At 60.4% G+C, this 9,252-nt stretch carries 11 protein-coding genes and 2 pseudogenes; 6 read left to right on the forward strand and 7 right to left on the reverse strand.

Annotated elements, in window-relative coordinates; genetic code table 11:
* Positions 1-179: 179 nt before the first annotated feature.
* Together IB244_RS32650 and IB244_RS30935 are read left to right on the forward strand one after the other, a co-directional pair.
* A pseudogene (locus IB244_RS32650) lies at positions 180-362 on the forward strand (tyrosine-type recombinase/integrase); the annotation flags it as partial.
* Positions 363-460: 98 nt separating this feature from the next.
* Positions 461-745, forward strand: a complete 285-nt coding sequence (locus IB244_RS30935) for a hypothetical protein (protein WP_192306826.1) — start codon at positions 461-463, stop codon at positions 743-745.
* Positions 746-847: 102 nt separating this feature from the next.
* Here IB244_RS30935 and IB244_RS30940 read toward each other — a convergent pair whose 3' ends face one another.
* The 5 genes from IB244_RS30940 to IB244_RS30960 all read right to left on the reverse strand — a co-directional run bounded on the left by IB244_RS30940 (position 848) and on the right by IB244_RS30960 (position 3,926).
* Complete coding sequence (locus IB244_RS30940; RefSeq protein WP_192306828.1) at positions 848-1,567, reverse strand: SDR family oxidoreductase; 720 nt, start codon at positions 1,565-1,567, stop codon at positions 848-850.
* Between the two features lie 98 nt (positions 1,568-1,665).
* On the reverse strand, positions 1,666-2,346 hold the full coding sequence (locus tag IB244_RS30945; protein ID WP_210334364.1) for an HD domain-containing protein: 681 nt from the start codon (positions 2,344-2,346) through the stop codon (positions 1,666-1,668).
* An 11-nt stretch (positions 2,347-2,357) separates the two neighbouring features.
* Entirely contained in the window at positions 2,358-3,020 is a 663-nt protein-coding gene (locus IB244_RS30950) for an HD domain-containing protein (RefSeq protein WP_192306832.1), read from the reverse strand.
* 13 nt (positions 3,021-3,033) lie between these two features.
* A complete protein-coding gene (locus tag IB244_RS30955) occupies positions 3,034-3,489 on the reverse strand; it encodes a carboxymuconolactone decarboxylase family protein (protein WP_112422722.1) in 456 nt (151 codons plus the stop codon).
* 14 nt (positions 3,490-3,503) lie between these two features.
* Positions 3,504-3,926 (reverse strand): cupin domain-containing protein, encoded by a 423-nt coding sequence (locus IB244_RS30960; RefSeq protein WP_192306834.1) that lies wholly within the window; start codon positions 3,924-3,926, stop codon positions 3,504-3,506.
* A 93-nt stretch (positions 3,927-4,019) separates the two neighbouring features.
* Here IB244_RS30960 and IB244_RS30965 point away from each other — a divergent pair, with 93 nt between their 5' ends.
* Entirely contained in the window at positions 4,020-5,432 is a 1,413-nt protein-coding gene (locus IB244_RS30965) for a PLP-dependent aminotransferase family protein (protein WP_192306844.1), read from the forward strand.
* A gap of 108 nt (positions 5,433-5,540) precedes the next feature.
* The gene (locus IB244_RS30970) at positions 5,541-6,503 is read left to right on the forward strand and encodes a GlxA family transcriptional regulator (RefSeq protein WP_192306836.1); all 963 of its coding nucleotides are present in this window, start codon (positions 5,541-5,543) and stop codon (positions 6,501-6,503) included.
* Between the two features lie 29 nt (positions 6,504-6,532).
* On the opposite strand, the gene IB244_RS30975 is transcribed toward IB244_RS30970, so the two are convergent.
* Complete coding sequence (locus IB244_RS30975; RefSeq protein ID WP_312867300.1) at positions 6,533-7,174, reverse strand: HD domain-containing protein; 642 nt, start codon at positions 7,172-7,174, stop codon at positions 6,533-6,535.
* Positions 7,175-7,702: 528 nt separating this feature from the next.
* On the opposite strand from IB244_RS30975, the gene IB244_RS33280 reads away from it, so the two are divergent.
* Complete coding sequence (locus IB244_RS33280) at positions 7,703-7,999, forward strand: RES family NAD+ phosphorylase (protein WP_192306840.1); 297 nt, start codon at positions 7,703-7,705, stop codon at positions 7,997-7,999.
* A 31-nt stretch (positions 8,000-8,030) separates the two neighbouring features.
* Here the strand turns inward: IB244_RS33280 and IB244_RS30985 are convergent, their stop codons facing one another.
* The gene (locus tag IB244_RS30985; protein ID WP_192306842.1) at positions 8,031-8,177 is read right to left on the reverse strand and encodes a hypothetical protein; all 147 of its coding nucleotides are present in this window, start codon (positions 8,175-8,177) and stop codon (positions 8,031-8,033) included.
* Positions 8,178-8,515: 338 nt separating this feature from the next.
* On the opposite strand from IB244_RS30985, the pseudogene IB244_RS30990 reads away from it, so the two are divergent.
* A pseudogene (locus tag IB244_RS30990) lies at positions 8,516-9,145 on the forward strand (ArdC family protein); the annotation flags it as partial.
* Positions 9,146-9,252 lie beyond the last annotated feature (107 nt).

Below are 9,252 nucleotides of genomic sequence, written 5' to 3' on the forward strand. Positions count from 1 at the left end.
GCTTTCGGCTCTCGCTCATGGCGCCGTCTCCTCACTTTCAGGATAGCAGGGAGACAGGGGGCAAGAAAGAACTTTCAGCCGCTGCTCAGAGCGCTCTCGGTTGCGATCGAGCTGGACGCAGCCGACGGTTTAGCCCTAAGCAATGACCGCTCTTCAGGCTCCCGGCCGATCGACGCTGTCGTTGCTGCTTTGCCACCCGCCTTCTGGAGGATGGCACCGATATCCGCGTCATCCAGGTTCTGCTCGGACATAGCAAGCTGGAGACGACCGCACTCTATGCGAAGGTCTCCCGGGACTGCTCAGCTTGGCCCACGTTATTGGGAAGACGTCACTTTTCGTGCCGGAGATGGTCGCCAGCTTGAATCGGAAAATTGGTCCAAAATGGCTTGCTTGGGAGACATGATTCGCGCATGAATTCAATAGCTTAGCGGGAAGCGCGCATTTTCCGTCAGCGGCATGGGTGACAACGCATTTTCCGCGCGCCCGTCTCGCCTTTCGGGCGAACGACCACTTCGCTCAATCCGTCGCCGCACCGTCCGGAGCGGGGCTGGCGCTCCTACCTCACTATATTGGTCGCAGCGACGCTGCGACGCTGCGCCGCGGCTCTGCGATCTCGGTCCGCTTCCCCCCAAACAGGGAGGTGTTCCTGCTCACACGCAGGCGCGACAAGAGAGACCCTTTGATCCGCCTGGTCTCGGACGAGGTCGTCGCAATGCTCGAGGAGACCCGCATTCATTTCTCGTGATCATTGATCGCTCGCAATCTTTAGCGGGAGCGGATAGTTCTGGTTCCAGGGGTGCAAAACTTCACGGGCCGTCGCTGGAGACGGCCCGTTCTCTGTGAACTGTCAGACTGAGGCTCGTCCTACAGATCCGCCACCATCCGCGAAGAGGATCTGTCCGGTAATGTAGGATGCGTCCTCCGAGAGCAGAAAGGCGATCGCGGCTGCGATCTCCTCCGGCTTACCCAGGCGCCTCATCGGAATCATCGAAAGAAAGCGAGCTTCGGCCTCGCTGCCAGAGGGGGTGTTTCGCCGAAACATCTCGGTCTCGGTCGGACCGGGCGCAACGGCGTTGACGGTCACGCCGGTCTCGGCGAGTTCCATCGCCCATGTTCGCGTGAGACTGTTGACCGCGGCCTTCGCAGCCGCGTATCCGCTCCTGAGCGGTGTCCCGGTCGTCACAAGGCTCGTCACGTTAACGATCCTTCCCCATCTCTTCTCCATGAGACCTGGCAGGACGGCCTGGGTGGTCTGGATTGTCGAGTGGATATTCAAGCGGAGCATGCCGTCGACGTCGGCCAGATCGATCTCCCCGAGACGGTGGAGCTTGGCCATCCCGACATTGTTCACCACTCCGTCGAAGGAGTACTTCTTCGCCATGTCTGCCAATGCCTCGGAGGTCGCGCGGTCGTCATTGAGATCGATAGCGGCGAGCTCCCCAGGGAAGGTCGCGTCCTTCCCGCGTGCGATGCCGACAACCAGATGGCCGGATTCGGCAAGGCGATGTGACAGCGCTCTGCCAATGCCTCTGCTCGCACCAGTGACGAGAAACGTTCGTGTCTTCATGATTGCGTTTTTCCTATTCGTGAGCGCGGGCCCGAAGATTCAACATCTGCGGTATCAAGCAGATTTGGACGTCACAGACCCGGCAACTTGTCTTCTTCTCAATGCGCATGATCGCGCTCGTGTCCGCAGCAGCGAGGTTCCACCTTCCAGCGGGAGCTGAATATCGCCTTGCAGATGTCGACCCGCTCGAACGCCGGATCCTTGAACGCGAGGATGTCGTCGTTGAACGTGCCGAACGTGCTCTGGGGGCGATGCTTCATTCCATGATAGAAGGCGTCGACGATACCTTCTGCAAAGGCGTCCTCGCGAGGATATGCTGCGACGACAGCTTCGCGTTCCTCGGGCGAAAACTCGTCGAAACCACGTCCTACCACGTCCATTCCGGCGCCCGCCTGAACCAGTGCGATCTCCGGGCGCATGAATTCCGGAATGCCGGGAGTGGTGTGGAGCGCGACAGCGTTCCAGACGATCTCGATCTGCCCTGGCGCGATCCCACGGCTTCTAAGGAAGTCGGCTGCGGCATTGGCGCCGTCGACCTCGAAGCGGAGCTGGCTGTCACCATACTGCTCTGTCAGTCCGAGGTCGTGGAACATGCATGCCGTATAAAGCAGTTCAGGGTCGAAGATCATTCGCTTTCTGTTTGCGGTCATCGCTCCCCAGAAGTAGACCCGTACGGAGTGGTGAAAGAGCAGGTCGCTCTCGGTGTCACGGATGAATTCGGTGACCTCGCGGGCAATCTGGCTGTCAGGGATTCGTACTCCGTCTGGTATTTTCGACATGGGAAAACCTCTTAGCTGGAGCTGCAATCGTCGCATGCCCACGGGGAATTCCGCATCAGGCAGCAGAAGTTGCGGCGATGGAAATGAGCGTTCTTGTCCGCCATCACGTCGGCGAGACCTGTTCCCTGAGTGACGTCCGGTCGGTGCTCCAGGCCATCGTAAAGTGCCTGGAGTAGACCTTCAGCGAAGCCGGCTCCGCGCGGATATGCTGCTTCGACGGCAGCTCGCTGGTCTTCGTCGAACCGGTCATAGTCGGCGCCGACGAGGTCCATCATGACCCCTTCGGCAGTCAGGCACGCGATAGGGTCCAGATGCGCCGAAATCCCCGGTGTCGTGTGCAGCGCGATCGCGAGCCAGACCTTCTGCATGTCGTCTTCCGAGATGCCGTGGCCGCGAAGAAAGTCCCGGGCGGCGTTCGCGCCGTCGACTTCGAAGCGCAGTCTGCTCTCCTTGAAGCCCGCTGTCAGGCCGACGTCGTGGAACATGGCCGCCGCGAAGAGCAGTTCCCGATCGAAGTTCAGGCCCCTCCGCTGCCCGGCCATCGCGCCCCAGAAATAGACACGCGTGGAGTGCTCGAACAGCAACGTGCTCTCCATCTCTCGGACGAACTCGCTCGCTTCGCGGGCCAGCCTGCTGTCCGGAATCCTGATGCCGGAAATTTCAACGACAGCCATGTTCTGTCCTCCGTCAGGTCTCGAGGACCGCTTGAGGCGTGTTGCGGAAGCTGATCGCCATGCGATTGTAGCTGTTCATCAGGCTGATGGCGATCGTAAGATCGACAAGCTGCTTCTCGTCGAAGACCTGGCGTGCCGCCTCGTATGCGCCGTCCGGTACGCCGGTCTCCGCAACAAGAGTCACGGTTTCGGCCCAGGCAAGCGCAGCGCGCTCGGCCTCGCTGAAGAGGTTGCCGCCTTCCTCCCATGCCTGAACCAGCGCGAGCTTTTCGATCTTCACGCCGCGCTTCAGGAGCTCGCGAGTATGCATGTCGAGGCAGTAGGCGCAGTTGTTGATCTGGGATACTCGCAGATACACGAGGTCTACCAGTTCACCCGGCAGACCGCTCTGGAGCACGTAGCCATAGACGCCGCCGAGCGCCTTGGCGCCGTTTGGAGCAACCTGATTGTAGTCGAGCCTTCTTGTCATCGTTCGAGTTCCTTTTATTCCTTGACAGGGGTGGTGAGTTTCGTCTCGTCGGTATCGACGATGAAGACGGCAAGCAGTTTTGCCGGCACCGTGTCGCTGGCGTTGCGGCTGACGGAGTGAACGGCGCCGGGCGCCTCGAACCAGCTTTCGCCCGCCTTGTACCTACGGGTTTCGCCGTCGTTGACCTTCGATTCCACCTCGCCCGAGAGGACGTAGGCGTAGATGAAGGCGGACGGAGCGTGCGTGTGCGGGAGCGAGGAGGCACCGGGCGCGTAGTCAACCTCGACGACGCGCATGGACTTGCCAGGAATGTTGGCGAGCGCCTGGGCGAACTTCGGCGTGACGCTTTCCCGCTCGGCGTCGTGGGCCGGCACTGGTCCCGCAATCGAAATGGCAAGCGCAAGTGCGGCTGCAGCGGAATTAATCGATCGTTTCATGGTTCATTCTCCTTCAGAGACGCATTGAAAATGCTCCCATCATGATCCAGAAAAAAGAACCAAAAACGCGAAGAATTAGTGTACCATGACCAGATGAGCACGCTGCTGAAGTTGACCGTGGACCGGGCAGAATCACACTCCCTGTCCGAGCAGATCCGCAGGGGGATCGCCAGAGCCATAGACGATGGGGTACTTGAACCGGGTGCACGGCTTCCCTCGTGGCAGGATCTTGCAGTACAGCTCGGCGTCGCGCGGGGAACGGTACGGACTGCTTACGAGAAGCTCGCCGCCGCGCAGTTGATCGAAGCTTCGGGGGCCGCGGGAACGCGGGTGGCGGATCGTCCCCGCTCCGGTTCCAAAAGGGGGACGTCGCCGACGGCAGGCTCATTTATTGAGGCGTATCTTGAGATGACTCAAGGACCCGCACTGTTTCAGATGGGCGTTCCGGCATCTCATACCATGCCCTCGAAATTGCTTGCCCGGCTGCGTGCAAGTGCCGTTCGCGCCGAATTAAGTGCGCCGCCTCTCTACCCGGACCCTCGCGGAGAGCTGGAGTTGAGACGTGAGATCGCAGCGTATCTGGCCGTGGCCAGAGGGATCAACTGCTCGGCTTCTCAGGTCATCATCACCGGCGGCTTCGCAGGCGGATTTGGACTGACCCTCAACGTCCTCGGACTGCAAGGCCACAGCGCGTGGTTCGAGGATCCCGGATTTCCTTGGACCCGGCGGGCCCTTGAACTTGCTCATGTGCTTCCGGTCCCGGTCCCCGTCGACGGCGAAGGCCTTGACGTCGACCACGGAACACGCAACTGCCCCGAAGCGAAGCTCGCGGTGCTGACGCCGGGCCAGCAGGCACCACTTGGCGCGACACTTTCTCTGCAGAGACGGCTGCAACTTCTCGCGTGGGCGGAGCGCACCGGAGCCTGGATCGTCGAGGACGACTACCTGAGCGAACTCCAGCTAAGCGGGCGGGCTGCGCCGGCGCTCGCCTCGATCGATAACGGCGGCCGTGTCATTCACATCGGTTCGTTCAGCAAGACGATCAGTCCGGCCCTCCGGCTCGGTTTCGTTATCGCTCCTGCCGAACTCGCAGGCCGGTTCGCCGAAGTGGCGGCCTGCCTGTCTCCGCCTCCCGGTCCGTCGGTTCAGTTGGCGATTTCCGAGTTCATACGAGAAGGGCACTACATGCGACACCTGAGGAGGATCAAACGTGCCTACGCGGCGGCCCGGCAGCCGGTTCTCGACTATTTCCGCGACACCCTAGGCCCGGACTCGGTCTCGGCTCCGGGCCTGTCGGTCCTCCTTAAACTGCCTAAGGGCGCGCCCGACGTTGCGATCGCCAGGGATGCATTGACCTTCGGCACGTTTCCCGCACCGCTTTCGCCCTGGTACGCGTCCGCTGAAATGGCAGAGGCCGGGCTGCTGCTCGGCGTCGCGACCGCACCTATCAAGAACGTGGTGCGGACGTGCGAGCGCCTGATCGAGACAATCATGCGATGTTCGTAGGGTGCAGCCAATCGTGTTATTCGACGCTTCTTCAATGTCGGGTCGATCCCGATTGAACAAAGGGTTGGCTATGGTGCTCATTGAGGAATTCCACGGCGGGAGCTTCGCATGCGCTCAGTAGCTGTTATCGTCTTTCCCGGCGTCCAAGCAATCGACGTTTCCGGTCCGATGGACGTGTTCGAGGAAGCAAATGCACTTCTGCCGGAGGGCGACAGATATCTGGTCGAGGTTGTCGGACCGGAGGGCATTTTCGCGGCCTCAAACGGAATGCGGATGGAAGCGCACCGAACATACGACGAAGCCACCAGCGGCTACGATCTTGTACTCGTAGCCGGCGGCCCGAAACTTCCCGATGACCTCCCGGACACGGGCATGTTGGAATGCATCCGGCGCTTGTCGAAGATTTCGGTCCGAACGGGATCGGTTTGCACGGGCACGTTCGTCCTTGGACATGCAGGTCTTCTTGGTGGAAAGCGGGTGACGACGCATTGGCAAAATGCCGACGCTCTGGCGGAGCGCTTCCCGGACGCCGTCGTGGACCGCGACCGTATCTACGTCAAGGACGGCGGTCTGTTGACCTCGGCCGGAGTGACAGCCGGGATCGATCTTGCGCTCGCCATCGTGAGGGAGGACCACGGAACGGAGATCGCTCTGACAGTCGCAAAGCGTCTTGTCGTCGTCGCCCAGCGCCAGGGCGGGCAGTCGCAGTTTAGTCCATATGTGGTGGCGCCGGCGGATCCCAAGTCTCCGCTGGCGGCGATCTCGGAGTTTGTCATGGCGAACCTGAGGTCCCGTCTGACGGTGGACGAGCTTGCCGACCACATCCACATGAGCCGCAGGAGCTTTGCTCGTCTGTTTGCGGAGCAGGCGCGAACGACGCCAGCCGAGTTTGTCGAGAACGCCCGGCTGGACGCCGCCCGCAACCTATTGGAAGGAAGCCGTCTGGCACTCAAGGAGATCGCGTTCGAATGCGGGTTTGGTACACCACACCGTATGCGGCAGGTCTTCCTACGAAGGCTGAGCGTCACCCCCGGTCAGTACAGGGCGAGCTTTCAACAGATGGAAGAGTAGCTCACCCAATAGGACGGTGTAGTTGCCGCCTAGCTCTCCCACTTCGACTGGAGAATGAGATCCGCGAAGTCCACACGTCGGTAGGTCGGATCCATCTTTGAGAGCACGTCCGCCTTCACGTTGCCAAAAGTGGTCTCAGGCTTCCGGATCGTTCCCATGCAGAAGGATGACAGGATGCCGTGCTTGAACTTCAGGCCGCGCGGGTGGCATGCGCAGACTTCCTCACGCTGTTCATCTGTGAAGTCGTCGTAGCCGATGCCGAGCACGTCCATCTCGACCCCGGCAGTCACGAGGGCGACGGTCGGTCGCTTATACTGAGGGATGCCCGGCGTCGTGTGAAGCGCGATCGAGTCCCAAACGTCGTCGACGTCGCGCTCCGATATGTCGTAGGCGCTCAGGAAATCCCGTGCTGCGTTCGCTCCGTCGACCTCGAAGCGTTCCGTCTCGCTCGCGTGCGAATCCATGAGGCCCATATCGTGAAACATGGCGCCAATGTACAAAAGTTCTGCGTCGTAGCTCAGGCCCTTGCGATCACCCGTCAGGGCGCCGAACAGGAAGACCCGTCGCGAGTGGTGGTAAAGCAGGTCCGTTTCGGTATCTCGAACTAGCTCCGTTGCTGCCTTCGCCATGGAGCCATCGGGAATTTTGACACCTGCAATGACGATGGGGATGTCGGTCATGTCTTTTCCTTAAAGGTTAAAGTTGATGGTGCCGACAGTCGCTCCTTACGAACCCTGGTTCAAACATGACGAGGATGCTGTTTGTGCCAAACAGCATCCAAAAAAGGCCAGCCGCAGCACTTAATAGTGCAGCTCTTCCAATCGACGCGCCGCCATAGAAGTGAAGCGTCTGGCCGGTGACGAAGGTGACTCCGGAGACGGAAGAATTTCTGCAAGCCGTCGCCGCGACGTGTCATACTTGAGAGAATATCGTCAATGTGGGCGCGAGGTTAATGCGCGCTCAAATGGCACATGGCCTGAGGCCGATATATCAAACCGGCGACGACGGTGAAGACATCGACATCGACGATATCGAGTGCGCGGCCGACAAGACCCGCATGATGCCTTTGCGTGACCGGGCCAGCGACGGGCGCGTGCCCCCCGCGGCATACCCTGTCTCTATATGTCGACAGACGACGCCATGGCAGTATCGGAAGTCAGACCTGCGATCGGCGCTTACGTGACTGTCGCCGTTTTGAAATGTTTGCGCGAACCGAAACTGATCGACTGCAGCATGCTCGCCGAAAAGCAGTTCATATACTTCAAAGAGCCAGAACGCGCGGAGTTGGAGAAAGCCGTCTGGTCGGATATCGACAGGCATTCTCAACGCCGGCAGATAGGTCCGACGACGCAGCGGAGTACGCTCCCACACAGATCCTCGCTGAGTTGTTTCGCTCCCTCGGTTACGACGGCGTGGCGTACAAAAGCGCGTTCGGTGAGGAGGGCGACAATATCGCGATTTTCAATATCGACGATTTTGAAGTCGAGTGGTGTTGACTGTTTCAAGTGGAAGACATTACGCACAAAATCAAGCGGCAAGCCGACTAATCTGCGCTCTACTGTGTTCCGCATTGTACTCGATACCGCGTAGCAGCGCCTGATCCTGCGCTTCCTTCAATATCTGGTCGATGAGGAATGTAAGAAGAGCGCCGGTCGCGCCTTCGTTTGCTTCCATATGTGCGGCCTTTGTGTGCGGTCGCACAGGGGCCGCTGGCCAAGATGGCCTCCCAACCGGATGCCAGGGGGCGGTCGGTGCGGGACGCGATATCTTGGGTAGCACGCCAAGGTGCCGGTCGCGTTGGTGTTTGCCTCCTGAACCTGTGGATCCGCTTGAACCCGCGTCCCCCGCGTCCTGCTGCGGCTTTCGGTCCTGCCAGGCTCGCACTGGCCGCAACGGCGTTGCCGTCCTCCACTGGCGTTTCGGCCCTTCGGGTGCCGGCCAGCGCTTGAAGCCCGGCTTTTGGACCGCCGTAGCAGGTCGCGATGGTCGCGACCCCAAGCGGAGGTTCCAGCATGACAAGGCAGCAAACCAGCCAACGATCCGACATCCACGGCCGCATCACCGACACAATCATTGCCGCTCTCGAACAGGGTGTCCGTCCCTGGACCCAACCCTGGCATAGCGCTTACTCGTCCGATCCGGTCTCACGACCGCTGCGCTTCAATGGCGCAGCCTATTCCGGGATCAACGTCATTCTCCTCTGGTCGGAGGCAATCGCCCGCGGTTTCTCGTCCTCGACCTGGATGACATTCCGCCAGGCGCTCGAACTCGGCGGCGCGGTTCGCAAGGGCGAAAGCGGAACGACCGTCGTCTTTGCCAGCTCGATCATCCGTACCGAAACGGCTGATGGCGGCGACGACGTCGAGCGCTCCATCCCCTTCATGAAAGCCTACACCGTCTTCAATGCCGATCAGATCGATGGCCTCGGTGCCCGGGTTGACAAGCCAGCAAATCTGTCGGATCCATTCGACCGCCTCGGTGAGGCCGGTCGCTTCTTTGCCAACACCGGCGCCATGATCCGTCATGGCGGCTCGTCGGCCTATTATGCCGCAGCCCACGACTATATTCAGATGCCGCACTGCGACGCCTTCCGGGACGACGCTTCATATTTTGCCATCCTGAGTCACGAATTGACGCATTATGCCGTGGGCCGGATTATGCCGCATGACCGAGTTTAGCCGTTGTCGAGCCTCGTTTCGGCCATGCGGTAGTTCGGCATAATCAGAGCGCTTCGAGGAAGGCCAGCAGT

Origin of the sequence: Rhizobium sp. RHZ02, assembly GCF_014851575.1 — a bacterium.
Lineage (GTDB): Bacteria > Pseudomonadota > Alphaproteobacteria > Rhizobiales > Rhizobiaceae > Rhizobium > Rhizobium altiplani.

What these genes read in the sequence shown, in the direction of transcription:
- IB244_RS30940 (WP_192306828.1), bottom strand. Translation starts at nt 1,567, where the DNA reads ATGAAGACACGAACGTTTCTCGTCACTGGTGCGAGCAGAGGCATTGGC.
- IB244_RS30945 (WP_210334364.1), bottom strand. Translation starts at nt 2,346, where the DNA reads ATGTCGAAAATACCAGACGGAGTACGAATCCCTGACAGCCAGATTGCC.
- IB244_RS30950 (WP_192306832.1), bottom strand. Translation starts at nt 3,020, where the DNA reads ATGGCTGTCGTTGAAATTTCCGGCATCAGGATTCCGGACAGCAGGCTG.
- IB244_RS30955 (WP_112422722.1), bottom strand. Translation starts at nt 3,489, where the DNA reads ATGACAAGAAGGCTCGACTACAATCAGGTTGCTCCAAACGGCGCCAAG.
- IB244_RS30960 (WP_192306834.1), bottom strand. Translation starts at nt 3,926, where the DNA reads ATGAAACGATCGATTAATTCCGCTGCAGCCGCACTTGCGCTTGCCATT.
- IB244_RS30965 (WP_192306844.1), top strand. Translation starts at nt 4,020, where the DNA reads ATGAGCACGCTGCTGAAGTTGACCGTGGACCGGGCAGAATCACACTCC.
- IB244_RS30970 (WP_192306836.1), top strand. Translation starts at nt 5,541, where the DNA reads ATGCGCTCAGTAGCTGTTATCGTCTTTCCCGGCGTCCAAGCAATCGAC.
- IB244_RS33280 (WP_192306840.1), top strand. Translation starts at nt 7,703, where the DNA reads ATGTTTGCGCGAACCGAAACTGATCGACTGCAGCATGCTCGCCGAAAA.
- IB244_RS30985 (WP_192306842.1), bottom strand. Translation starts at nt 8,177, where the DNA reads ATGGAAGCAAACGAAGGCGCGACCGGCGCTCTTCTTACATTCCTCATC.